A 25,839-nucleotide genomic window follows, 5' to 3' on the forward strand; every position below is an offset into this window, starting at 1 on the left:
AGCTGTGAGCTGTGAGCTGTGAGCTGTGAGCTGTGAGCTGTGAGCTGTGAGCTGTGAGCTGTGAGCTGTGAGCTGTGAGCTGTGATTGCGTTCATAATACTTAATTTCCTTTATTTTTGATACTTCTATTATATCAAAATTTCGGCTTTTTGCATAGTAGAAGTTTACATTTTTATTGACAATCATTCTTATTTTCGATATAATATAATCAAGAAATAAGGAGTATCAGTTATGAAGTTTGAGTTTAAGTCATTATTTGATTTACAATCTGCTTTTCCAGACGAACAGTCATGTATTGACCATTTAGAAAATATGATTTGGGGCGATGTGATTATCAGCCCTTTTGATGCTACTTCAAAGGTCTACAAATGCAAAGGTAACAAATACCGCTGTAAAAATACTGGAAAATACTTCAATGTCAAGACTGGTACTCTTTTTGACAATACTAAAATTGAACTTCGTAAATGGTTTATGGCAATTTGGCTTGTGACTTCTCACAAAAAAGGAATCTCATCTGTGCAATTATCAAAAGATATTGGTGTTACGCAAAAAACAGCTTGGTTTATGCTGGAACGTATCCGTAAGTGTTTTAGTTCTGAAAACAACAATAGTCTTGATGACGTTGTGGAAGTTGATGAAACCTACATAGGTGGTAAAAATAAGAATCGTCATAACTCCAAAAAAGTCAAAAATGCTCAAGGGCGTTCATTGAAAGACAAATTTGCTGTAGTAGGCATGGTACAACGTCAGGGTAAAGTTAATGCTCATCATGTACCAGATACAAAGACGAAAACATTGACTGAACAGATTGTCAAATACGTAAAGGAAACAGCTCGACTTTACACAGATGAATGGCTGGGTTATAATAAAGTAGCTAAGATGTATAATCATGACTTTGTTAATCATGGAACTAGCGAGTATGTGCAAGGTAATGTTTATACCAACACGATTGAAGGCTTTTGGGCTGGATTGAAACGTTGAGTATTAGGAATTTACCATTCGTGGTCTAAGAAATATCTTCAAGACTATGTAGATGAATTTGTTTTTCGTTATAATACTCGTGACTATTCGGATAGTGAGCGTTTTAATCTCCTGATTTCAAATGCCTGTGTCCGAACTAAATACAGGGAGCTGATTTATGGCTACTAATACATTACATGACCTACATTTTGAATTGGAAAGGTCCATCGCTCGTAGAGTTGATAGTAAGCTGATTGGTTATCAGGTCAGTCTTTCAGATAGTTTTTACAATAAATACACCAAACTCTGGGATAAGACCTATTCCTTTGATTTTGTTACTGAACATCGCTCTTTTTATACTCAACTAACAAAACGTTGTGTTTATGACGTACTTGGAGATAGTCAAAAGAGAATTGACAGAAAGGCTATTGCCAAACAAATGGCAGAGTTAGAAGCCTTGGTTGATATTGCAGAAAGTAAAGAGGACTTTCAGAACTTTTTTGAGAAAAAATACAGTCTCAAATTTCCTAATTTGAACGATTGCATTTATCAGAAGAAAAAAGAGTTATCTGATTTTGACAAAAAACTTTGGATAGCAATGCACTATAACCCTAGAAAAGATGAGGGGGAATAATAATGACAACATGGTACGATTACATGGTGAGAGCTAGTGAACATGCTGGAAGTGACGGTGATTTGTGGTTTCGCTATCTTTATAAGGTCATTAAAGATGAGGAGACTAAACTAACTACTGATGATGTAGAGCAATTGTTGAAAAATCCTACCTTAACACCTTTCCAAAAAATAACCCTTCAAGATGCTTTAACAGACGGTACACACACAAGAGAACACGTTTTGCAGGCGAACCGTAAAAGTCAGCCAAAAGATATTTTGAAACTCTTTAGAGAGGGTAACTATGGATAAGAAAGTTTTATTTGAGGCTCTCAATACAGAATTAGCTAAGGAAAATATTGACCTAGAAATTATCTGTGTTGGTGGTTTTGTTCTGGAGTATTACAATCTCCGAGGAACACAAGATGTAGATGCCTTTTATCAAGAAGATGCTAAAATCAGAAGCATTATTGAGAAAGTTGGCGATGATTTTGATGTGAATGAGCCTGATGAGTTATGGCTGAACAACAATGTTGCAAATATGAATAAAATACCGCCACTGTCTATCTGTGAGAAGGCATTTAGCTATTCAAATTTGACTGTTTTTGTACCACCATTATCTTACATTCTCGGAATGAAACTAGACAGCGGACGAGATAGAGATAGGCAGGATGCTGGGGAAATTATTAAACTAGTGAAAATTCGTTCTATAAAAGATATTATCAATAAACTCAAAGAATATGGTTTTCAACCAGACCTTTCATTGATATTGGAAGTATTTGAGATAGCCTATGGTATGGAATGGTTGGCAGAATATATGAGTGAACATTATGAAGAATTTAGACATTATTAAAAGACGGTTTCCGTTTGGAAGTCGCCTTTTTTGATATTCTCGAAAATACTATACCTTGTGTCTAGTGTAAACTGGTATATAGTTCCCTAAAATAAAATGAGAGAAGACCACCAAGGCATACAAACCAACATTTTTCCAGATACTGTTCCCCTTCATACAACACTCCTTTTTCCTTTCGATTCCTATTCCAAGTCTATTTTTTAATTCAATTATCTACCTTTGATTATTTATTATGCTGTCAAACTTAAGATTTTTATGAGGGCCTCGGACTGCGCCTTCAAATCGACAATGGAGCAATATCTAAGACACTTCCTTTTTCCTATATATTTATTGTAATGTATTTATCAAAAATTACAAGTACTTCTTAAAAAGTTTTTACAAAGATTTAACAGTTTATCATACAAAAAGACCTACCCGAAGGTAGATCTCTTGTTGCTTACAATTTAGTTGCTACGGCATCCAACAATTCTTGGATCTTGGCTTGGTTGCTTCCTCCTGCCATGGCCATGTCTGGTTTTCCACCACCACGTCCATCAACGATTGGAGCCAATTCTTTGACCAAGTTACCTGCGTGGATGTCTTTGTTCTTGCTGGCTACGAGAAGATTGACCTTGTCACCGATTGCTGCGACCAGAACAAGGACGTCAGAGTAATCTTTTTGTTTCCAGTTATCCGCAAAGGTACGAAGGGCACCTGCATCTGATACAGAAACTTGACTAGCAATGTAACGGTGTCCGTTTGCTTCTTGAACATGTTTGAAGACATCACCTGCCGCTGCTGCTGCAGCTTTTTCCTTCAATTCTGCATTTTCTTTTTGCAATTGACGGAGTTGTTCTTGAAGTCCTTCAACCTTGTGAGGGACTTCCTTGAGTTGAGGTGCTTTCAAGGTTGCTGCGACGGCTTTCAGTGCATCTTCTTGTTCACGGTAAGCTTCAAAGGCTTCCTTACCAGTCACTGCCAAGATACGACGAGTTCCTGATCCGATTCCCTCTTCTTTGACAATCTTGAAGAGACCAATCTCAGAAGTATTGCCAACGTGGGTACCACCACACAGTTCCACTGAGTAGTCCCCGATAGTGACAACGCGAACTTCCTTACCGTATTTCTCACCAAAGAGGGCCATAGCTCCCATTTCTTTAGCGGTATCAATGTCTGTCTCAACAGTTTCCACTGCGATGGCTTCCCAAATCTTCTCATTGACTTGTTGCTCAATAGCACGCAACTCTTCTGGAGTCACAGCTTGGAAGTGAGTGAAGTCAAAGCGTAGGAATTCCACTTCATTAAGTGATCCTGCTTGAGTGGCATGGTGGCCAAGGATATTGTGAAGAGCTGCATGGAGCAAGTGAGTGGCTGTGTGGTTCTTCATGACACGGTGGCGACGGTTGGTATCGATGGCCAATGTGTATTCTTGGTTCAAAGCAAGTGGCGCAAGAACTTCAACAGTATGAAGTGGTTGTCCGTTTGGTGCTTTCTGTACATCTGTTACTGTCGCTACGACGTTTCCTTGAGCATCCAAGATTTGACCGTGGTCCGCAACTTGTCCACCCATTTCAGCGTAGAATGGAGTTTCTGCAAAGATCAGAGATGCAGTTCCTTCTGTTACAGCTTCTACTTCTGCATTATCCGCTACGATACCCACCAATTTAGAAGACAATTGGCTAGCATTGTAGTTGAAGACACTTTCTACAGTGATGTTTTGAAGGGTTTCATTTTGCATCCCCATAGATCCGCCTTTGACAGCTGACGCACGCGCACGTTCTTGTTGTTCCTTCATAGCTGCTTCAAAACCTTCACGGTCTACCGTCATTCCAGCTTCTTCAGCAATCTCTTCTGTCAATTCCACTGGGAATCCATAAGTATCGTAGAGTTTGAAGACATCTTGACCAACGATAACCGTTTGGCCTTTTTCTTTCAAGTCTGCTACGATAGTTTCTGCAAAGTGTTGACCTGAGTGAAGAGTGCGGGCAAATGACTCTTCCTCGCTCTTGACGATTTTTTCGATAAAGTCACGTTTTTCGAGCACTTCTGGGTAGTAGCTTTCCATGATTTTTCCAACAGTTGGAACGAGTTTGTAAAGGAAAGGCTCATTGATACCCAATTTTTGACCATGCATAGAGGCACGACGGAGAAGACGTCGAAGGACATAACCACGACCTTCATTTCCAGGGAGAGCACCGTCGCCAATAGCAAATGAAAGAGAACGGATGTGGTCAGCGATGACCTTGAAGCTCATGTTGTCGCCATCTTGGTCATAAACCTTACCAGACAATTTCTCCACTTCGCGAATGATAGGCATAAATAGGTCTGTTTCAAAGTTGGTCTTCGCCCCTTGGATCACCGCTACCAAACGCTCTAGACCAGCGCCCGTATCAATGTTTTTGTGTGGCAATTCCTTGTATTCGCTACGAGGTACAGCTGGGTCTGCGTTGAATTGTGACAAGACGATGTTCCAGATTTCGATGTAACGATCGTTTTCGATATCTTCTGCGAGAAGGCGAATACCAATATTTTCTGGGTCAAAGGCTTCCCCACGGTCAAAGAAGATTTCTGTATCTGGTCCAGAAGGTCCCGCACCGATTTCCCAGAAATTGTCTTCGATTGGAATCAAGTGACTTGGATCCACACCCACTTCAATCCAGCGGTTGTAAGAATCTGTATCAGCTGGGTAGTAGGTCATGTAAAGTTTTTCAGCTGGGAAATCAAACCATTCTGGACTTGTCAAGAGCTCATAAGCCCAGGTAATGGCTTCATCACGGAAGTAATCTCCGATAGAGAAGTTCCCCAACATTTCAAACATGGTATGGTGACGCGCAGTCTTCCCTACGTTTTCGATATCGTTGGTACGGATAGCCTTTTGAGCATTGGTAATCCGTGGGTTTTCAGGGATGATGGTCCCGTCAAAGTATTTCTTAAGAGTAGCAACCCCTGAGTTGATCCACAAAAGGGTTGGATCGTTTACTGGAACCAAGCTAACGGATGGTTCTACTGAGTGACCTTTGGTCGCCCAGAAATCAAGCCACATTTGGCGGACTTGTGCACTAGATAATTGTTTCATGTTTTCTCCTCTATTTAATGGTTTCTATTGGTCGGCTTAAGAGCCATTCTCCATCATTTCTACATAGTCAATGGCAAGACACAAGGAAATCACGAGATTGGCATATTCCTCTTCATAGACGGATACCTGATAAGTCGACGTCAAGGTGAAGACTTGTTTGCTAATCTCTGCAACCAGCTGGTCGCGATCATCCAATAACTTGAAATCCAAATCCCAGATATTGCCTTCGATGCGTAGTCCTAAATTAGAAATATCGTACTTATCACGGAGTAAAGTTAGTTTTTTACGGATGAAAAAACTGGAGCCATCCGCCAATTCTACAGTGAATTGGGGTAAGAGGCTAAAAGGCTTCTTCGTGATATGGCTAACCTTCTGGCCTTCCACATCAAATACCGTAAAGGTCTTGGGAATTTTCAAAAATGAACCTTCTACCTGGTATTCCACCATTCCTAGATCATTTTTGATGTCAAAGCGTTCCCCTCCAAGTCGAAACTTTTGTTTGACCAGATACGTTTTCATCAGTTTCCTCCTGCAAATCCTTATGAAGACCTTTCTCTTATTAGAAAGGATTTCCGGTAGAAATGCTGAAAAAAAGACAAGCTCACTAACGAAGGGCGAAAAACCGCGGTACCACCTTCATTCAATGAACTTGTCATTCTTCATTCGATTATGTAATTGTTCTATTGAGTAGCAAAATCATTCCTCTTCCATGGCTCGCACCCCCGCCACTTCTCTGCATCTGATTCTAAATGATTTATTCTCAACTATCTCATTATACAGATAAATACAATGCTCGTCAACTAATATCCTTATTTAGAAGATGAGCTATCTTCTGTTGTTGCACCAATATTTTGCATGTACTGGTTAAAGGTTGCCTTGAAGGCATCATCTTTCACCTTGATATTGGCATTTGTCATTGCTTTGGCAATGATGCTACGGATAAAGTTGGCATCATTTTTACGTTCTGCCGTCAGAATTTCTTTCAAGCGTTTTTCGTATTTCTTCCAGTCAGATCCTTTTTCTTCCTTCTTAGTTACTTTAACGATATAGTAGGCACCAGCGCTTTTTTGACTAGCAGGATCAATAACGACATCTGAAATACCATTTACATCAAGCTTAGATGCTGCTTCCTTGACACGAGTTGGAACAGTTGTTGTTCCAGAGTCAAATTTGATTTCTCCACCGTTTTCTTTGGTGCTAGCATCTGTAGAGTTTTCTTTGGCAATTTGTGCAAAGTCAGCGCCTTCAGCTTTTACACTTGCAAGAACTTCATTCGCTTTTTCTTCTGAATCCAATTTTATCACATTTGCAGTGATTTCTGGTGTATAGGTTTCAAAGGCTTTTTTATAAGCTTCGTCTGTCAATTCTTTTGAAATAGCTTGGTCAACCGCATACTCTAACAAAAGGTTACTACGGATTTGTTGTTTGTTGGTTTCTTCTGTTAAACCTTGTTGTGTGAGGTAGCTATTGAAGGCTTCACCCAATTGTTTTTTCTGCTCATCAACTTTTTTCTCAACATCTTTGTCTGAGACTTTTGAGCCGTATTCTTTTTCAAAGACTTTATTAATGGTCATTTGGAAAAGGTATTGTTGTGCACCTTGGTTATATTTGATTTCATCATAGAAGTCACCAACAGTGATGGTATCCCCCTTCATTGTGACGATATCTTTGTCACTGCCACTTTTTGCACAAGCTGCTAGCGCTACGACTGATAAAAGGGTCACCGCTCCAGCTACAAATTTTTTCTTCATGTTTATTTCTCCATTCTAAAATTCACTTCTACTATTTTACCACAAATTCAACAGGATAACTTAAATAAGTCTAAAAGCTACTCTTCTGTCGGCAAAGAAATCTCTTCCTGATTTTTACGAATCATAAGAATGCCATCTCCGAGGGGAATCAGACTGGTCGTCAAGCCAGGATGGTCCAAAGTGGCATCAAAGAGACGTTGCAAACCTCGATAGATGGTGCGTTGTCCACGACGAACTTCCATAATATCACGCGCCACATCTCCTCCTTGGAAGATATCGTCCAAAATGACTACTCCCCCAACTTCCAACCGTTTGAGAACTTCTGGGAGAAAGACGATGTACTTAGACTTAGCCGAATCCATAAAAATCAAGTCAAAGCGTTGCTCAATATGCTCCAGGAGGTCCACCGCATCACCCTCTAAAAGAGTGATTTGCTTGCGCTGGTCAAAACGAGCAAAGTTTTCCTTGGCAAAACCAATCATTTCCTCGTTGCGATCAATGGTCATAATCTTTGCATCCGGCACTTGCTCCGCCATCAAGAGGGCTGAAAAACCAATCGCCGTCCCAATTTCTAAGATCGACTTGGGTTTCATGGTCTGCAAAAAGAGACGGAAGAAAGCAACCGTTTCATGAGGGATGATGGGAATATTCTCCCGACGAGCAAATTCTTCTAGCTCCTTTAAGGCATCCGTAACAGGTGCTTGACGCTCCCGCATGAAGGAGACTATTTCCTCCTTCACAACCGGTCTGCGCATATTGTGGTTGGCATTTTTACTGTAAGACTCTACCATCTTAGGCTAATCCTAATTTTTCAACGAGAGCCTCAAATTCATTGAGACGACGTTCAAAGACTTCAAAGGCTGCATGGAGGTAGTCTTCTTTTTCCATATCAACACCCGCCTTGCGGATCACATTGAGTGGATAATCCGAATTTCCAGCTTTCAAATACTCTAGGTATTTGTCCTTATCTTCCTGTGTTCCATGAACGATTTTCTCAGCCAAGGCAGAGGCTGCTGCAAAACCAGTTGAATATTGGAAAACATAGTAGTTATAGTAGAAATGAGGAATGCGAGCCCATTCGTATTGGATTTCTGGGTTGTCTTCTTTTGAAAGACCATAGTATTTCTCATTCAAGTCCGCATACAGTTCATTCAAGAATTCGCTGGTCAAGACCTGTCCTTCTTGGTCAGCCTTGTGAATCGCATGTTCAAACTCAGCAAACTGGGTTTGACGGAAGACCGTACCCCGGAAACCATCTAAGAAGTGGTTGAGAATAGCAAAACGAGTTTCATCATCTTCTACTTCTGCTAACAGTTGCTCGGTCAAGATATTTTCATTGGTTGTGGAAGCTATCTCAGCAAGGAAGATTGAATAGTCCCCATAGACATAAGGCTGGGTTTCACGGGTATAGCTGGAGTGCATACTGTGACCAGTCTCATGCACCAAGGTGAAGAGATTATCCAATGTATCTTGCCAGTTCAACAACATAAAGGCATTGGTGTCATACGATCCACCTGAATAGGCACCTGAGCGTTTTCCTTGGTTGACATGAACATCGATCCAACGTTCAGTGAAGGCGCGCTTCACGCGGGATAGGTAGTCATCACCAAGCACCGCCAAAGCTTGCTCAGACTTGGCAAGGGCTTCTTCATAGGTGAACTTGTAATCGGTAGAAGATAATGGTGTGTAGACATCATACATCTTCAAATCTTCAATTCCCAAGATTTTTGAGCGGAGTTTCACGTAGCGTTGCAACAAAGGCAAGTGCTTATTAACTGCTTCTACCAGACTATCGTAGACGCTCTCTGGGATAAAGTTAGCAGAAAGAGCTGCCTCACGCGCGCTTGAGAATTTGCGAACCTTGGCATTGTAATTGTGAACCTTGACGTTGGTCTGAAGGGTCTTAGCATAGGTATGTTGGTACTGTTCGTAGACACCATACAAGGCCTGGTAAGCTTCCTTACGGACTTGGCGATCCTTAGATTCTACCAAAGAAATATAGTTTCCATGGGTCAACTGTACTTCTTGTCCTTGGTCATCCTTCACCATCGGGAAGACGATATCGGCATTGTCCAAAATCTCAAAGGTTTCACCTGCCGCAGCAAAGATTTCACCCGCTCCTGCTAGCAACTCTTCTTCCTTTTGGGAAAGAACGTGCTCTTTGGTTTTGAGCAATTTGTCAAAGTAATGAGCATAAGCTTCTAAGGCAGGGACTTCTTTCAAGAAGTTGGCATATTGCTCTTCGGTAATCTCCATAAATTCTGGTTCGTAAAAGGCAAAGGTCTCCCCTAAAAGGCTATAAAGAGACATCGCTTTTGATTGGAATTCTTGGTATTTGGCTACGCGTGTATCCTGATCATTCTTCATATGGGCGTAGACATAGACCTTCTCCAAACGACGGCTCAAGTCCAAATAAACTTCTGTGGTTTCTAATAGGTTAGCTGGAGAAGACAATAGAGAACCTGCAAAATGGGCAGCATCTTTAATGGCTGCAGCTAAAGCAGTTGCTTCTTCCTCCCAAGCTTGGTCTGTCGCAAAAATGGTCGACAAATCCCATTGGTATTTTTCATCAATTTCATTTCGTTGTTTTACCATTACAAAAATCCTCCAATGCTTCTATTCTAACATAATATTAGCATTTGGGGGTATTTGATTGTCAGAAATTTAAGCTTTCCAGTTCTGATAAAAACGAGGCGAATAAAGAGTCTGCGTCGCTTTCATTCCGGTTTGGAGATAATAGGTCATAAAGTTCTGGTAATAGCTTCGCCAGTCTCCCTTAATCTGGATAAAACGCGAAGACCTCAGTGGGCGACAAAGGGGATAAAAGGATTCCAAGTCTAAGTCCAGGAGATGCTTTCCTTTCAGATAGAGCTGTTCCTGAAGGGCCATCCACTTAGGATGCCGGTAATACAACTGCTGACGAAGATAGCCCTTAAACTGTCGGTCTAGAGGGACCGTCATTCGTTGCAAGCCTTGTTGGGCATAAGGGGTCCGCAAAACTTCTAATAAGCTCCCTCCATAAAAAGGAAAATGTTGAGTCCGATAATGAAGACGCCCTCGCAAATCTTGATGAATGAGATAGTGGAGCCGAACTTCTTGCTGTTCTAAGTCCAACTCCCAGAGATGAAAGCCCCTATTTTGGCTAAAATAGACAAAACCTTCTTGCAGAGCTGACAGGCTTTTCTTGAGCCATAAGTTTTTCCCCAATAACCAATAAACTTGATAACCATGCATGCGATAGGCATCGCTCCGTTCTTTTAAACGCTCCATAGACAAGGAACTACATTGCACTTCTAAGGCAATCTTTTGATCTGGAAGGAGAACATCCGCAATCTGTTGGAGAGCCTGCAAAGGACTTTCCACTTCAGCTTGGGTATTTTGTTTGGCCCATCGATAAAGCTCCAACTTTAACTCTAAATGTTCTGGACTCTCCGTTTCATGATGGAAGGGACAAGCCTCTAGGTTAACGTGAGCAAAATGAGGACGCATCACTCGCCCTTTCTTTAAGCGGACTTCCTTTCCACACAGGAGACAGACAAAGGGACCATTTCTTCTCATCGGAACCTTCTCCAAACAATTCCAACGCTGTTGCTTTGCATCAGCCGCAATAAACATGTCATCACCTCCACTTATATAATTCGTAACCAAAGACGCTTATATTAGAGGAGAAAGAAAAAAGAGAGTGGGACAGAAATCGGTCATTCGTTAGAATTCGATTTCGTCGTCCCACCTCCGCACAGTTGAGTAGGGTTGTAAAAGCTGATGAAATCAGCGTAGTAGAGCCCACTCAACCACTGCGTCTTGCTCGACAATCCAAAGACAATTGAGAGGCCGGACTTTTGTCCCAGCCTCTGTTTAGATATAATCTTACTGACATGTATAGAGAATGTTCATTCATCTTAGACGAGACTGTTCATAACGTCGGTTATTGATTTGACTCACTCGTTTTCTCGTCTGATGCCGGATCTGGAGTTTCTGATGATGGGGAGGTCCCATTTTCAGATGCTTCAGCTTGTTTTCGAGCTGTTTCGAATTTTTCAACAATGGTTGCACGAGTATCTTCCGGGACATCGGTGTCTTCAGACCCTATCGTATCCATGGATTCATTAAAACGGGCCTTGCTGGTTTCCATTTTCTCCTTCAAGTTTTTCAGATAAGTCTCATAGGTCTCTTTTGCAGAGCCCGTGAGTGATGCTCCTGCTTCCTCCGAATGAGCAACTGTTCGGTCCATCATCAAAGCATAGAGAGCTTTAAAATCCCCAACGGTTCTGGCATTTTCAAGTTCCTCATCTGTATATAAAACAAAAGGAGATTCTGAGGATCCTTTCAAACTGGTCACTTTCTTGCTCTGAGAGGCCCTAGAAGACTGGGCTGTTCCCTGAACTGACTTTTCATTGGACGAGGTCCCTTCTTGATTTGAGCAGGCTACTAGCCCAAGCACTCCCATTAAAGCAAGCATTGTTAATAGTCTTTTTTTCATTCAATTTCTCCTTTTTATCATTCCATTACCATTCTAGCATCAAGCCAGGTTGCCGTCAATTCATACCTGTCCCCTGATTCTTTAAAAAAAGACCAGAGATTAGTCTATCTCCGGTCTATCGATTTATTTGGAAATCTTTTTTATTTTCTCTTATATCTCACGTTAAAGAAAATTCTTAGGAAAATGAAGGGAAGGAAGCAACAGAGCCACATTGGATCCCAGCCTTTTTGACGCGTGCTAGTGGACTTCTGATGAGCCCCTTGTACTGCGGTTACAGACTGTGTTTGCTGAATGGATGGAGAAAGAGTTTGCAAACCATTTGCAATTTGTAGCTGGCCGTTTTGAACACTGACCTCTGGATTGGTCCCTCTTTTTACCGTAGCATAGAAGGGTTTGTCTAAGTGATAGGTTTGTCCCTGAATGGTGTGATCCCCCGCCGGCAGAACCTCTTTGTATTCATAATCCTGGTAGAGTCTTTCAATCAGGGCATTTCCAATGACGTGGCGCAGGCTCTCTGCAATTTCTACATCGTAATGGCCAACTCCCATAATGACTTGGACAAATCGCTGGTTCCCACGATTAACCGTCAAGGTGTAATTATAATCCGCAGTCGGACTAGAGCCTGTTTTCAGACCATCCGCTCCCTTTAGAGAATACCTTCCACCTTCTAAAGAATAATTATAATTCTCATGCGTTTCTTCATAATCTGTACCCTCAAAGAGAGTAATCTTGGCATTTTTAGTGTAGTTGAGGATTTCAGGAAACTCATTGACCATGTGATAAGCCAAAATAGCCATATCTCTCGCTGTTGTTTGGTTAATGGCATGTTGATCATAGCGTGTCGGATTATAGTAGCCATCCAAGACTGCAGTTGGGGCACCATTAGGATTGTTCCACTTGGTATTGGTCATTCCAATTTCTTGGGCCCGCTGGTTCATCAAATCCAAGAATTTATCCGGATCTCCTCCAGACACCTTATTGGCAATCATGATGGTAGCGGCACTAGATGAAGGAACAAAAATCATATTCAGGAGGGTCGATACCTTGTATTTAGCACCCGCCACAATGGGACTATTGCTCAACTTCTGGTTTTGCGAAATTGCTACATCTGTTTCTGTCGCTGTAATTTGGGTATCATAATCCAGCTGCCCTTCTTTAATAGCTCTCAGAAGAACATAGACGGACATCAATTTAGCCATACTACCAGAGTCACGAGGAGCATCAATATTATCTCCATAAACAATCGCTCCTGTGTGAGCGTCAACAACAATATCGGCCTTAGGACGGAAAAACTCATCCACCGAAGTCCCTGATTTTTCTGTGATTGACATGATATCTTCTTGTTGGTAAATATCATCCGCCTTTGCTAGCATTGGAAAACATAGGCAACTAAGGGAAAGTGTCGCAAATAAGGCACGTTTAAACTTCATTCTCTCTCATTTCTTTCATAAACATCATCGTTCTCCATTATAGCATAAGTCCTGCTGTTCACAAACTCTATTTCCTAAACTTTTTACTCCTTCGTGTTCCCAAAGAGACCTGGAGATTTTCCTTTTGGCATCTTTAAAAAGATACTTAGTAGAAGGACGAGGACCAGGACAGCCACCAAGAAGGAACTCATCATTGAAAATCCACCGTGATCCACAAAGAAAGCTGCTACTGGTTGCAATAAAATGGTTCCAAGATAGCGGACTCCCTGCAGGAGAGCCATGGCTAAGACTAGATCTTTCTTATCCACCTGTTGGGAGATAAAACGTAAGGAGACCATGACCAAGACCATCCCCGTCGTATGCTTTGCCAACAGAGTGACCAGCACTTTTAAGAAGACAGGACTTGGAAGAGCATAGATGAAATACTGGAGCAAGAGAATCCCCACAGGAAGCAAAATCAGTAAACGCAAGGGCCAATGGTCCATAAAACGATCTGAGAAAAAGATGAGAGGTGCTTCGACTACGACAGATATGGCCACAACTGTAGAGGCTATCTGAACAGGGAGACCACTATCCATCAAGAGAGCTGGAATATAGGTATGGCCAATATTGCCCACGCCCGACACAAGCCCCATCAAAAGTAAGAAAAAGAGATAGGGACCATTGTGGAGCAAAGGACGGATCGATACAGCTTCTTTCTGTACCCGACTGGTCTTGTCGATACGAATAGCTCCTAAAGTGAGGAAACTAAGAAGGATAGTTACCAAAACACAATAGTATACAGACTGGGGGCTAAGATGAGCATAAAGCCAACCAGCTAGTTGCGCTCCAGCCGCATACCCTAGTGTCCCCCAAACGCGGATTTTTCCAAAAGCATAGGAACTCTGGGTAGCGAAAACCTCCATCATGGGAGCCGTCCCATTTAGACACAGCAAAACCAAGCCATAAAAAATCGTCAACCAAAAGTAGTTAGGGGCCCAGATGAAGCCAGCCACTCCTGCCATGAGGACTCCCAAGCTCAAAGTGGTGATTTTAACAATGCCAAATCGTTCATTGATATAACCAAATAAGGGCTGGGTAAGCATGGATAGGAAAAAGGCCATTGATACCAAATGAGAGACTTGACTGGCTGAATACTGCTGGCCGATAAGATAGACAGAGATTAGAGTCGTAAAGAGAGCAGTCGACATGAAGTAAAAACTATATAAAAATAAATAAGCAGGATAGGAATTTCGAAATGCTTTCATTAGTTTCCTTTCAAATTTAAATATAAGAGGCAATGACAAAACCCAACTGGATTTCAGTTGAGTTTTGATTATTTATTTTTTGTATCGATCCTGAGCCTTGAGCGCACGTTCTTTACGATGGGCTCTTTCTAAATACAGAATCATAGCGAGAATGAAAATTGGAATCAGAATGACCAGGCTTTCAAGAGGAAAATGGAAGGATTTCCCTGTAGTTGAAGCCGTAGTACTTTGAGTATCCGATTGATTCACGGCTCCTTCTTTGACTGGAAGTCCATCAGAAATCTTTTCTGATAGGGTCATCAAGCCTGAATCCGCCTCTACTTGTCCATCTTTAACAACTAGCTTTGGATCCTCTTCGCCTTTTTTGACCGTGGCATAGAAAGGTTGATCTAGGGTGTAGGTCTTTCCATCAATCGTCTGAACACCCTTGTCCAATAACTTCTTATAACGATAATCTGCAAAAGCTTTTTCGATCAAGGCATTGCCAAATGGATGTCGATAGTATTCGCCATCCTGGTCAGACCAATCACCAACTCCCATGACTACGGAGATAATTCGTTGTTCTCCTCGTTTAGCAGTTGCGATATAGTTGAAGGCACCGCGAGGACTCGAGCCTGTCTTCAGACCATCTACGCCTTCAAGAGCATATCTAGCTCCTGGCAAGGAATAGTTATAAGTATCAAAAGTCTCCTCATAAGGAGTTCCTTGTTTGACGGTCACCTTAGCTTGATTGGTATAGCTAAGGATCTCAGGATATTCTTTCACGAAATGATAGACGAGAATCGCCAAGTCTCTTGCAGTTGTCTGGTTAGCCGCATCATTTGGATAGTTATAACTGGTATATAAACCTCGGAAGGTTGAAATGGCCGCACCACTAGGATTGTTCCAAATGGTATTGGTCATCCCCAACTCCTTGGACTTTTCATTCATCCGCTGAATAAAGGCATCCGCATCGTGGTTAGAAAGGAGATTGGCCAACATAATCGTGGCCACATTGGAGGATGGAACCGCGGTCATGGTAATCAATTCAGAGACCGTATAGTCTACGCCTGCAACGATGTTATTGTTGGAAATCTCATAGATTTTTGACATGGATTGATCCGCAGCTGTTGCAGTGACAACCGTATCTTTGGTAATCTTCCCCTCTTTCATGGATTCGAAAAGCAGATACAACGTCATGAGCTTACTCATACTTGCAGGATCCCGCACTTCATCAATATTGTCTTTCCATAAAACATCCCCGGTATTCGCGTCGATAACGAGGGAAGACCTTGGTCGGTTATAGGCCTGCACATGATCATTGGGATACATTTTTTGCGCCATATCCACTAACTCATCAGCCACGATCGACAAAGGTCGGAACAGAGATAAGACGATGATTCCTAAAACGAGCAACTTCTTTTTCAAAATATATTTTCCTCAAATATAGAATTTTATCTTATTGTACCATACTTCAATCTATAAAAAAACCTATCTTTCAGGATATTTTAGATAGGTCTCTCTGTTTCAACTGGTTACAGTAGGCTCAAGGCTGCTTGGTCTGCAATAATCACGACATCTGGATGACCTTGAAGGGCACTCGCAGGTAAACTCTCTGTTTTTGGACCATTGACCATTCCAGCAATCGCCTCTGCTTTCGATTCACCATATGCAAAGAGAATGATGGACTTGGCAGCGAGAATATTTGCAATTCCCATTGAAATGGCTTGAGTTGGCACATCTTCAATTTTTTCAAAGAAGCGAGAGTTGGCTTCAATCGTTGATTGATCCAAATGGACCAAATGCGTTTGGCTGTCAAACGGAGTTCCAGGTTCGTTAAATCCAATATGCCCGTTGCGACCAATCCCTAGAATTTGCAGATCTACTGGGTTTTGGGCCAAAATTTCATTGTAATGAGCTGTTTCTTCTTCTGCAGTATCTTCATTTCCTTTCGGAAGATAGCTGACTTTAAACGGTTTCTCATTGAATAAATTTTCCTGCATAAAGTAACGATAAGATTGAGGATCTTCTCCCGTCAAACCGACATACTCATCCAAGTTGACACTGACCATGTCTGAGAAATCCAAGTCACTTTCTCGAATCAATTTATAAAATTCAAGTGGACTGCTTCCAGTCGCAAGCCCTAAAGTTTTGGCACCCTGCTCTAACTTTTCTTTTAACAGGTCAAAAGCAACCTGCCCTCCTTCGATTTGATTGGCTACTTCAATAACTTTCATGATTAGACCTCCGCTTATTTCTTATTTTCATTATATGGTATAGACCAATTTTTGTCAAGCGCTTTCTTGATGTTAGAAAAGGATTTTTTACCTTCATCCCTTTAAAATTCGGCTAGTGATTTCCTTTGTTTCACTCTTATTTCATGATATAATGGGGAAGGTTAAATGTAAGAAATAGAAGAATTTAGATACAAGGAGAGAACATGAACACGAATGACTTTGATTTCCACCTCCCCGAGGAATTAATTGCGCAAACCCCACTAGAGAAGCGCGATGCCTCAAAACTACTAATCCTCAATCGACAAACAGGTCAGATGGAAGACCAACATTTTGACGCCATTATCAATGAATTAGAACCAGGGGATGCTTTGGTGATGAACAATACCCGTGTCCTTCCAGCTCGTCTCCATGGGGTCAAACCGGATACAGGAGGTCATGTGGAGCTTCTCCTCTTAAAAAATATCGAGGGCGATCAATGGGAGGTTCTTGCTAAACCTGCTAAACGTCTCAAAGAGGGAGGGGTCGTCAGCTTTGGTGATGGACGTCTCCAAGCAACTCTGATCAAAAAGCTGGAACACGGAGGATGTATCGTAGAGTTTTCTTACCAAGGGATTTTCCTTGAAGTCTTGGAAAGTCTAGGGGAAATGCCCCTACCACCTTACATCCATGAAAAATTAGAAGATCAGGAACGTTACCAGACGGTCTATGCCAAAGAAAATGGATCCGCCGCTGCTCCTACTGCTGGCCTCCATTTCACACCCGAGCTCTTACAAAAAATTGAAGACAAAGGGGTTCACTTGGTTTATCTAACCCTCCATGTCGGACTTGGTACCTTCCGTCCAGTATCTGTCGACGATCTCGACCAACATGAGATGCATTCCGAGTTTTATCAACTCTCTGAAGAGGCTGCCCAAACCCTTCGGCAAGTTAAAGCGAGAGGTCACCGCATCGTAGCTGTTGGAACCACTTCTATCCGAACCTTAGAAACAATTGGGAACAAGTTTAATGGAGAGTTACAAGCCGACTCTGGTTGGACCAATATCTTTATCAAACCAGGCTATCAGTGGCAGGTTGTCAACGCCTTTTCAACCAACTTCCACCTACCAAAATCAACCCTAGTCATGCTCGTTTCTGCCTTCGCAGGTCGAGAACTCACTCTGGATGCTTATCAGCACGCTATCGACCAAGGCTACCGTTTCTTCAGCTTTGGAGATGCTATGTTTATCAAATAAGGAGAGCCCCTTATGAATAAGATTGAAAGTCGCCACCGCCTGATCCGGTCCATTATTTCAGAAAAGAAAATTCGAACCCAACAGGAATTGCAGGACAGCCTGGAAGCCAACGGCATCATCGTGACCCAGTCAACTCTATCAAGAGATGTCAAATCCTTGAATCTAGTAAAAATTAACGAAGGGGATACCTCTTACTATGCCATCAATAGCATTGCCCCATCTCGCTGGGAAAACCGACTGCGTTTTTATATGGAGGATGCCCTCGTCATGCTTCGTCCCGTCCAAAACCAAGTGGTCGTCAAAACTCTCCCTGGACTGGCTCAATCTTTCGGTGCTATCTTAGATGCCCTTGAATTACCACAAATTGTCGCAACGGTCTGTGGGGACGATGTCTGCCTCATCATCTGTGAAGACAATCAGGGGGCCTTGGACTGCTTTGAAAAATTGAAAGAATTCACTCCTCCCTTCTTCTTTAGCAAATAAAAGAAAGCTTAGATGGTCTGACCATCTAAGCTTTTTTCAAATCTATATTAGGCTTCCTTGCCTGCTAACCGTCGAATGGTCTCGGCATAAATTTCCATTGCACGATATAAATCATCCAGTTTGGCTCGTTCATTCGCCTGGTGCTCTGTTTGGAGAGCATCAGGGAAGAGGGCCCCATAAGCCACACAATTCTCCATGGTTCGAGCAAAGGTCGCTCCTCCTGAGGACATAGCTGGAGTCTGATCCCCCGTTTCTTCTTGGTAGACCTCCATCAGAGTACTCACCAACGGACTATCTAATGGAACGTACAGGGGAGCTACATAATCAAACTCTTCATACTGAAGTTGATAGCTAGCTGCCACTTCAGTTAATCGCTCTACTAAAGCATCCTTATCTGCTAAGACTGGAATCCGAATATCAATCCCGATTTCAGATCGCTCTTCATCAATAGAGAGGGTCGCAATATTGAAGGAAAGAGCACCACTTGGTTCATCTTTGATTTCACCAAAGAGAGCTGCTCCTGTCGCATCTTCCCCAACAGCATCTGCTATAAAGAGAAGAGCTGGATGAGGCTGGATCAAGGAAAGACTTTCCGCTAAGCCGACAATAGCATTGACACCCTCAGCCGCATCCTTGGAGTGTTTAGACAGTCCAAGAATGGTTACTGCTCCTGCTTCTTCTGTATACTTCACACCACTTTGCTCGATTACTGGTAAAAGTTCCTCTAAACGTTCCCCCTTATAAGTTGCCTTATCTGGTACCACGTTAAGGGCACGACCAGCTTGTAAGGGACGATCCTCCCAGCCTGGTCCATGGAGCTTCACTTGAAGCAAGCCTTTTTCAGCATAGGTTAATGGGAAGGACGAATCTGGAGCAAAGCCAAGATCTGCTTTTTCTTCTAGCTGATTGTAGCGGTTCATACAGCGCCAGAGAGTTTCCTCATCTGTACCAAATATAAAGCGAATCCGTTTGGTAAATACAAGTCCTTGGTCAAGCAGACTCTTAACTGCGTAAAGGGCCGCAAGGGATGGCCCCTTGTCATCTTGTACTCCACGTCCGATCAACCATCCATCTTTCAGAGTCGCCTCAAAAGGTGGCGTCTGCCAATCTTCTAAATCACCGGCTGGAACAACATCCAAGTGACAAAGAACGGCCAGGAGTTCTTCCCCCTGACCGATCTCTGCATATCCATAGTATCCTTCAGGATCTAGATAGGTTTGAAAGCCCATTTCTTGAGCAATTTCTAACGTTTTCTCAAGGACATCTTGGATAGCTTGTCCAAACGGTGTTCCATTTTCGCCTTCGTTTAAAACCGAAGGATAAGAAATGATGGTTTGAAGAGAGGTTAAAAACTGCTCTTTTACATCGTCCTTTATTCTATTTTTCATGAAACACCTACTTTATTCTATTGTAAGAATGGAACCACAGTTCCTAGTAGAAGAAGGGCAATGGTAATCACTACAATCGCTACGACCAATTTACCCATGAATTTCCACCATGCACTCAATTCAACACGTCCAAGAGCAAGAGCTCCCATTACGATACCTGAAGTTGGTGCGATCAAGTTCAAGACACCAGATGCAGATTGGTAAGCTGTAACAATCAAGCTAGCTGGTACATTGACGAATTTACCAAGAGGTGCCATGATACCCATTGTCGCGCTGGCAAGACCAGATGATGATGGAATCAAGAATGACATTGGCAAGTAGAAAATGTAAGTCAAGACAATGAACAATTGAGATGAAAGACCTTTAAGTCCTTCTTCACCCCAGTGAAGAATTGTTGCAGTGATCATACCGTCGTTCATGATGACTTGGATACCACGTGCTACTGCTACGATAATAGCAACACTCAAGAGGTCAGCTGCACCATTCATGAAGGATGAAATGATTTGTTCTTCTTTCAAGCCATAAATGATACCAACAAGGATTCCCATGAAGGCAAAGAGCATAGCTGTTTGAGGGAAGTACCAAGTACCAAGAGCATCTGTGTTACCGATCAATTGACCAAGGTAAGGAACTTTATGGAGAGACTCGTTAAAGCTGTCAAAGAATGTAATACCCAAATCTTTGAATGGGATAAATCCAGCAACCATGATGACGAATGTTGAAATGAAGACGAGCAAGACACGTTTTTGTTTCTTGTTCATTTGTGAAGGAATTTCTTCGCCACTATCAACGTTGAAGTGTTTCAAATCTTCTTCACGAGTAGCATAGGTGAGAGATTTGGTTGGGTCTTTTTGAATTTTATCAGCGTAACGGTATACATAGTAGGTGCTAAGGGCTGTCATGACAATCCAGAAGATTAAACGAAGCAAGAGACCTGAAGCACTTGAGATACCTGCAGTATCAGATGCGATAACTGTCGCAAATGGGTTCAAGGTAGATGCCAAACATCCAATCTGTGAACCAAGCAATATAATGGCTACCCCTGTCAAGCTGTCAAAACCAACAGACATCATAACAGGTACAAGAAGTGGATAGAAGGCCATGGTTTCCTCACCCATACCATAAGTTGTCCCACCAAGGGCAAACAATGGCATTAAGATCAAGATCAACATTTTTTCGCGGCCTTTGTATTTACGAACGATAGAAGCAATCCCTACATCAAGGGTACCTGTTTCGTTCACAACACCAAGGAAACCACCGACCATCAAGATAAAGAAGGCTACGTCAATGGCTGCACTGGTTGGTGCTTTACCAAGCATGGCATTGATTGGGGCCATCAAGACGTCCCAAATCCCTTGAGGATTTTGTTTCACAGCTTCATAACTACCTGCGATGATGGCACCACCATCGTCAACTTTGTATTGACCAGCTGGAATAATCCAAGTTAACACTGCCATAATGGCAATGATGATTAACAATACGGTATAAGATGAAGGCATCTTAAACCCTTTTTTCGCTTTTTCACTCATTTGCTTATCCTCCTAACGCAACAAAGTTTGAGTGACTCTTTCAAAAGGTTTATCTTTTAGAAAGCGCTTACCTATATGTTTATTTTATCATATTTAAGATTAAAAAACTAGTTTTTCCTAATCTTTTTTAGAAAAAACAAGGGAAGGATCTTTGTACAAAATCCTGTAAAAATAAGATCTACTCCCCTCCTCATGTGCATGAATTAGTCTTTAACGATAATTGTTCCACTTTCAGACTCAATCAAAGCGCCAAGGTTTTCAAGTGAAGTGATGACTGCTTTTCCTTCTGGACGACCATTTACAAAGGCAATCGCAGCTTCTACTTTAGGAAGCATGCTTCCTGGTGCAAATTGGTCTTGTTTGATGTACTCTTCCAATTGAGCGACATTGACATGTTCCAATTTTTCTTGATCTGGTTTGTTGTAGTTCACAAAGACATAGTCCACACCTGTCAAAACGATGAAGAGGTCTGCTTCTACCAATTCAGCCAAACGTTGGGATGCAAAGTCTTTATCGATAACAGCTTCAACACCAGTCAAGCTGCCATCAGCTTCTTTCACAACTGGAATACCGCCACCACCGGCTGCAACCACTACTTGGCCTGCATTGAACAAGGTACGGATAGTATTGATTTCTTTGATATCCACTGGTTTTGGAGAAGCAACAACTTTACGCCAGCCACGACCAGCATCTTCTTTGAAAGTTGCACCTGATTTTTCAGCTTCTGCTTTTGCTTCTTCTTCAGAGTAGAATGGGCCGATTGGTTTGCTCAAGTTAACGAAAGCTGGGTCGTTCTTATCCACAACGACTTGTGTCACAACAGAAGCCACATCTTTTTCAATTCCTTCTTCAAGAAGAGCATTTTGAAGAGCGTTTTGAAGCCAGAAACCAATGCTTCCTTCAGTCATTGCAACCAATGAATCCAATGGAAAAGCTGGGTTCTTTTCAGAATCTGCTGCCAAATGTTGGAGCAAAAGGTTTCCTACTTGAGGACCATTTCCGTGAGTGACGATCAAGTCATCCCCATTTTTAATCAATTTTACTAAGTGTTTTGCTGTTTCTACAAGTGCTTCTTGTTGAGCTTTTGCAGAAGGATCAGATGAGAGAATGGCATTTCCTCCCAAAGCAACGACGATTTTTCTTGACATAGTTTTTCCCTTTCTATAAAAAATAGGGGCAGGACTAAAGCTAGCAGTCCAGCCCCTATAGCTGTTGGTATACGGTTATAAAGTCTTAAACTTTTGGAATGTACAAGTTACCAAGAGTAGCTGCCATAACCGCTTTGATTGTGTGCATACGGTTTTCAGCTTGGTCAAAGTGGCGAGCATATTTGCTACGGAACACTTCGTCAGTAACTTCCATTTCTTCTACGCCGAATTTTTCAGCAACATCTTTACCATAAACAGTGTTTGTGTCGTGGAAAGCTGGCAAGCAGTGCAAGAAGATCAAGTCTTCGTTATCAGCTTTCTTAACCAATTCCATGTTTACTTGGTAAGGTTTCAAAAGGGCAACGCGTTCTGCAAATTTGTCTTCTTCACCCATAGATACCCAAACGTCAGTGTAAAGTACATCTGCACCTTTCACAGCTTCGTCAGCATCTTCAGTGATCAAGATATGAGCGCCACTTTCTTTTGCGAATCCTTCTGCCAATTCAACAATTTCTTGTTCTGGGAAGAGTTCTTTTGGTGAGAAGATGTGTACGTTCACACCAAGGATAGCACCTGTTACAAGAAGGCTGTTTGCAACGTTGTTACGTCCGTCACCACAGTATACAAGTGTCAAACCTTCCAAACGTCCAAAGTTTTCTTGAACAGTCAAGTAGTCAGCAAGCATTTGAGTTGGGTGCCATTCGTCAGTCAAACCATTCCATACTGGAACACCTGAGAATTCAGCCAATTCTTCAACCATGCGTTGGCTGAAACCACGGAATTCAATACCATCAAACATACGTCCAAGAACTTTTGCAGTATCTTCTGTAGATTCTTTTTTACCAAGTTGGATGTCGTTTGCACCAAGGTATTCTGGGTGAGCACCAAGGTCGATGGCTGCAGTAGTGAAGGCTGCACGAGTACGAGTTGAAGTTTTTTCAAACAAAAGCGCAATGTTTTTACCAGCTAGGTAGCGGTGGTCAATGTTGCGTTTTTTAAGGTCTTTCAAGTGAGCTGAAAGTCCGATAAGGTATTCTAACTCTGCACGTGTAAAGTCTTTTTCTGCTAAAAAGCTACGTCCTTGGAATACTGAAGTTGTCATTAATTATCTCCTTTAATTATGCATGATAAGATCCTGTCAATCAGTTTAGAGGGCTCAGTTTAGACACTGAGCCCGTCTAACCCGTAGAAGGATGATTAGATTTCTTCACGTTCGAATGGCATTGACATACAACGAGGTCCACCACGACCGCGAACCAATTCACTTCCGCGGATCTTGATCAAACGAAGTCCGTATTCTTCTAATTTCTTGTTGGTAACAGTGTTACGGTCGTATACTACTACCACACCTGGTGCGATTGTAAGAGTATTTGATCCGTCGTTCCATTGTTCACGCGCAGCAGCAACGACGTTGCCATCTCCACATGGAATCAATGTAACTTTTTCAACACCAAGGTTTTCAGCAAGCAATTCAGCCAAATCACCTTTTTCTTCAACGATCTTCAATTGTTCGTTTTCATAAGTAACAGAGAAGACGCGAAGGTTACCTTGGATTTCTGGGTGGATTGTGAATTTATCGTAGTCCACCATTGTGAATACTGTATCCAAGTGCATGAATTTACGGTTGTTAGCAAATTCGAAGGCCAATACTTTCTTGAAGCCAACGTTCTTCTTGAAGATGTTTACCAACAATTTTTCGATTGATGCAGCATCAGTACGTTGTGAGATACCAACTGCCAATACATCTTTAGAAAGTACCAACTCATCTCCACCTTCGATACGAGTATCTTCTTCACGGTTGTAGACAAGTTCAACTTTTCCACCGTAAACTGGGTGGTATTTGAAGATGTATTTACCATACAAAGTTTCACGGTTACGTGTATCTGCGTACATGTGGTTCAATGATACTGCATTACCAATTGTCGCAAATGGGTCACGTGTGAAGTACAAGTTTGGCATTGGGTCGATAGCAAATGGATAGTCAGATTCAACAAGGTCTGTCAATCCTTTTGCTTCTTCAGGAATTTCTGGAAGTTCAGCTTTTTGAACCCCTGCCATTGTTTTTTCAACCAATTCTTGATTATCTTCAATGCTGTGAAGCAATTCACGGATCGCAATTTTTGTTTGGCGTCCACGAATGTTCGCTTCTTCAAGGTATTCTTCGATGAACTGATCACGAATTTCTGGAGAAGTCAATGACTCAGCAGCTAACTGTTCAAGATAAAGTACTTCAATACCTTCGTTACGAAGTGCTTCAGCAAATGCGTCGTGTTCTTTTTGAGCATCTTCCAAGAAAGGAATATCATCAAAAAGAAGACGTTCAAGATAGTCAGGCATCAAGTTTTCCAACTCTTTACCTGGACGGTGCAAACAAACTTTTTTCAGTTTTCCAATTTCTGAGAAAACATGAATTGGGTGTGTAGACATCTATAGTCCTCCTTTTTCTTGCGGTTTAGCTTAGCTAATCCCGTTTACAGGTTTTATTTTATCACCAATTGGTACCGCTTTCACAGTCAATCTTCCATTACGAATGCCAAGAATCTGACACTTTTTTAAATATCACCCTTGTTTTATGAAAAATGAGCCGCTTTCTTTGAATATTTTGCTAAATATATTCTTTTTGCGAGTAAATATTTTTTTATTTGATTTTTGAAACTTTTTAACGTTTTTGACAGAAAATAAAAGAAGCCCTATTAGGCTTCTTCAAAACTATCTAAAAAGAATGGAAGATCTAGAAAGGTTAATTTCTTATGCTTGTACTCGATTCTCTCCTCTTCTAGGAGCTTCTTTAACACTTGATTGACGGTTTCTCTCGTCGTAGCAGCTAATCTAGCCAACTCCTTCATACTCATTGGAAAAGGAATAGTTGGCCCAGACTTTTGATAATCCTTACAGAGTAGAGCTAGGGATTGGATCACACGATCACTGGCACTAGCTGCCACCACATTGCGAAGCCGCAACTCCTGGAATTCCAGAATTTTTGAAAGTTTTCTCGTTATAAAGAGAACTTGTTCCATACTGGACTGAACAATTTCTTCATAAAGCTGAACAGGGATACTGAAATATTTTACCGTTGTCATGGAAGTGGCTGTATAGTGATAAGTTGAATCTGTAAACATACCACCATATGGGAAAATAGCTCCTTCTTTGATGTAATCCATATACGAGAAGGTGTCTGAAGAGTCAAACTCCTCAATCCGGACATAGCCTTCCACCACTAAAAAGATACGACTGCGTTTATCACCAGCAAAAAATAGGATTTGTCCCTTTGGAATTTCTCTATAATGGATTTCTACAGCTAATTTATCAAATTTTTCAACTGGAATTTCAGAGAAAGCTGGATGGGATCGAATCAACTGATAATCTTCTTTTGTAATCATTTTTATTCTTTCTTTAGGTTCTTTAGTTATTATATCATATTTATTCACTGACCTCAAAGAATGTCACCAAGATTT

The 25,839-nt window shown here is 41.7% G+C and carries 23 protein-coding genes and 1 pseudogene; 6 read left to right on the top strand and 18 right to left on the bottom strand.

Annotated elements, in window-relative coordinates:
• On the bottom strand, window positions 1-186 hold a 186-nt coding region (locus ABT997_RS09510; protein ID WP_350019237.1), incomplete at its 3' end, for a hypothetical protein.
• Window positions 187-231: 45 nt separating this feature from the next.
• Here ABT997_RS09510 and ABT997_RS09515 point away from each other — a divergent pair.
• The 4 genes and pseudogenes from ABT997_RS09515 to ABT997_RS09530 all read left to right on the top strand — a co-directional run bounded on the left by ABT997_RS09515 (window position 232) and on the right by ABT997_RS09530 (window position 2,425).
• A pseudogene (locus ABT997_RS09515) lies at window positions 232-1,149 on the top strand (IS1595 family transposase).
• Window positions 1,139-1,594 carry a hypothetical protein gene (locus ABT997_RS09520; RefSeq protein WP_183137272.1) on the top strand — a complete coding sequence of 152 codons (456 nt, stop codon included), beginning with the start codon at window positions 1,139-1,141 and terminating at the stop codon, window positions 1,592-1,594. The pseudogene ABT997_RS09515 and the gene ABT997_RS09520 overlap by 11 nt, the downstream one beginning before the upstream one ends.
• A 2-nt stretch (window positions 1,595-1,596) precedes the next feature.
• Window positions 1,597-1,884, top strand: a complete 288-nt coding sequence (locus tag ABT997_RS09525) for a hypothetical protein (RefSeq protein WP_183137273.1) — start codon at window positions 1,597-1,599, stop codon at window positions 1,882-1,884.
• Window positions 1,877-2,425 carry a DUF6036 family nucleotidyltransferase gene (locus ABT997_RS09530; protein WP_049476728.1) on the top strand — a complete coding sequence of 183 codons (549 nt, stop codon included), beginning with the start codon at window positions 1,877-1,879 and terminating at the stop codon, window positions 2,423-2,425. The genes ABT997_RS09525 and ABT997_RS09530 overlap by 8 nt, the downstream gene beginning before the upstream one ends.
• Window positions 2,426-2,861: 436 nt before the next feature.
• Here the strand turns inward: ABT997_RS09530 and alaS are convergent, their stop codons facing one another.
• The 11 genes from alaS to ABT997_RS09585 all read right to left on the bottom strand — a co-directional run bounded on the left by alaS (window position 2,862) and on the right by ABT997_RS09585 (window position 16,604).
• Entirely contained in the window at window positions 2,862-5,480 is a 2,619-nt protein-coding gene (gene alaS / locus ABT997_RS09535; RefSeq protein ID WP_350019238.1) for an alanine--tRNA ligase, read from the bottom strand.
• A gap of 36 nt (window positions 5,481-5,516) precedes the next feature.
• Entirely contained in the window at window positions 5,517-5,999 is a 483-nt protein-coding gene (locus ABT997_RS09540; protein ID WP_125374277.1) for an LURP-one-related/scramblase family protein, read from the bottom strand.
• A 290-nt stretch (window positions 6,000-6,289) separates the two neighbouring features.
• Complete coding sequence (locus ABT997_RS09545; RefSeq protein WP_314370258.1) at window positions 6,290-7,231, bottom strand: peptidylprolyl isomerase; 942 nt, start codon at window positions 7,229-7,231, stop codon at window positions 6,290-6,292.
• Between the two features lie 77 nt (window positions 7,232-7,308).
• Window positions 7,309-8,022, bottom strand: coding sequence for an O-methyltransferase (locus tag ABT997_RS09550; protein ID WP_314370260.1), 714 nt, complete (start codon window positions 8,020-8,022; stop codon window positions 7,309-7,311).
• A gap of 1 nt (window position 8,023) precedes the next feature.
• On the bottom strand, window positions 8,024-9,826 hold the full coding sequence (gene pepF / locus ABT997_RS09555) for an oligoendopeptidase F (protein WP_156676237.1): 1,803 nt from the start codon (window positions 9,824-9,826) through the stop codon (window positions 8,024-8,026).
• 69 nt (window positions 9,827-9,895) lie between these two features.
• Window positions 9,896-10,846: a competence protein CoiA gene (locus ABT997_RS09560; protein ID WP_350019239.1), complete on the bottom strand. Its 951-nt coding sequence runs from the start codon at window positions 10,844-10,846 to the stop codon at window positions 9,896-9,898.
• 310 nt (window positions 10,847-11,156) lie between these two features.
• Window positions 11,157-11,711, bottom strand: coding sequence for a substrate-binding domain-containing protein (locus ABT997_RS09565; RefSeq protein WP_350019240.1), 555 nt, complete (start codon window positions 11,709-11,711; stop codon window positions 11,157-11,159).
• A gap of 140 nt (window positions 11,712-11,851) precedes the next feature.
• Window positions 11,852-13,141, bottom strand: a complete 1,290-nt coding sequence (locus tag ABT997_RS09570; RefSeq protein ID WP_350019241.1) for a D-alanyl-D-alanine carboxypeptidase family protein — start codon at window positions 13,139-13,141, stop codon at window positions 11,852-11,854.
• An 83-nt stretch (window positions 13,142-13,224) separates the two neighbouring features.
• Window positions 13,225-14,388 (bottom strand): MFS transporter, encoded by a 1,164-nt coding sequence (locus ABT997_RS09575; RefSeq protein WP_350019242.1) that lies wholly within the window; start codon window positions 14,386-14,388, stop codon window positions 13,225-13,227.
• A gap of 72 nt (window positions 14,389-14,460) precedes the next feature.
• On the bottom strand, window positions 14,461-15,795 hold the full coding sequence (locus ABT997_RS09580; protein WP_229050190.1) for a DUF1958 domain-containing protein: 1,335 nt from the start codon (window positions 15,793-15,795) through the stop codon (window positions 14,461-14,463).
• Between the two features lie 107 nt (window positions 15,796-15,902).
• Complete coding sequence (locus ABT997_RS09585) at window positions 15,903-16,604, bottom strand: glucosamine-6-phosphate deaminase (RefSeq protein ID WP_129822235.1); 702 nt, start codon at window positions 16,602-16,604, stop codon at window positions 15,903-15,905.
• A 203-nt stretch (window positions 16,605-16,807) separates the two neighbouring features.
• On the opposite strand from ABT997_RS09585, the gene queA reads away from it, so the two are divergent.
• Both queA and ABT997_RS09595 read left to right on the top strand, forming a co-directional pair.
• Window positions 16,808-17,836, top strand: coding sequence for a tRNA preQ1(34) S-adenosylmethionine ribosyltransferase-isomerase QueA (gene queA, locus ABT997_RS09590; protein WP_129268782.1), 1,029 nt, complete (start codon window positions 16,808-16,810; stop codon window positions 17,834-17,836).
• A 12-nt stretch (window positions 17,837-17,848) separates the two neighbouring features.
• The gene (locus tag ABT997_RS09595) at window positions 17,849-18,319 is read left to right on the top strand and encodes an arginine repressor (RefSeq protein ID WP_006596653.1); all 471 of its coding nucleotides are present in this window, start codon (window positions 17,849-17,851) and stop codon (window positions 18,317-18,319) included.
• 47 nt (window positions 18,320-18,366) lie between these two features.
• Here the strand turns inward: ABT997_RS09595 and ABT997_RS09600 are convergent, their stop codons facing one another.
• The 6 genes from ABT997_RS09600 to ABT997_RS09625 form a co-directional block, all read right to left on the bottom strand.
• Window positions 18,367-19,707 carry a dipeptidase gene (locus ABT997_RS09600; RefSeq protein WP_129268780.1) on the bottom strand — a complete coding sequence of 447 codons (1,341 nt, stop codon included), beginning with the start codon at window positions 19,705-19,707 and terminating at the stop codon, window positions 18,367-18,369.
• 17 nt (window positions 19,708-19,724) lie between these two features.
• A complete protein-coding gene (locus tag ABT997_RS09605; RefSeq protein WP_006596655.1) occupies window positions 19,725-21,236 on the bottom strand; it encodes a YfcC family protein in 1,512 nt (503 codons plus the stop codon).
• A 203-nt stretch (window positions 21,237-21,439) separates the two neighbouring features.
• Window positions 21,440-22,384: a carbamate kinase gene (arcC, locus tag ABT997_RS09610; RefSeq protein ID WP_006596656.1), complete on the bottom strand. Its 945-nt coding sequence runs from the start codon at window positions 22,382-22,384 to the stop codon at window positions 21,440-21,442.
• A gap of 85 nt (window positions 22,385-22,469) precedes the next feature.
• Window positions 22,470-23,486, bottom strand: coding sequence for an ornithine carbamoyltransferase (gene argF, locus ABT997_RS09615; protein WP_006596657.1), 1,017 nt, complete (start codon window positions 23,484-23,486; stop codon window positions 22,470-22,472).
• A gap of 95 nt (window positions 23,487-23,581) precedes the next feature.
• Window positions 23,582-24,811 (bottom strand): arginine deiminase, encoded by a 1,230-nt coding sequence (arcA, locus tag ABT997_RS09620; protein WP_049514063.1) that lies wholly within the window; start codon window positions 24,809-24,811, stop codon window positions 23,582-23,584.
• Window positions 24,812-25,077: 266 nt separating this feature from the next.
• A complete protein-coding gene (locus tag ABT997_RS09625) occupies window positions 25,078-25,764 on the bottom strand; it encodes a Crp/Fnr family transcriptional regulator (protein WP_350019243.1) in 687 nt (228 codons plus the stop codon).
• Window positions 25,765-25,839: the final 75 nt, after the last annotated feature.

Origin of the sequence: Streptococcus australis, assembly GCF_040226615.1 — a bacterium.
Classification (GTDB): Bacteria; Bacillota; Bacilli; order Lactobacillales; family Streptococcaceae; genus Streptococcus; species Streptococcus australis_E.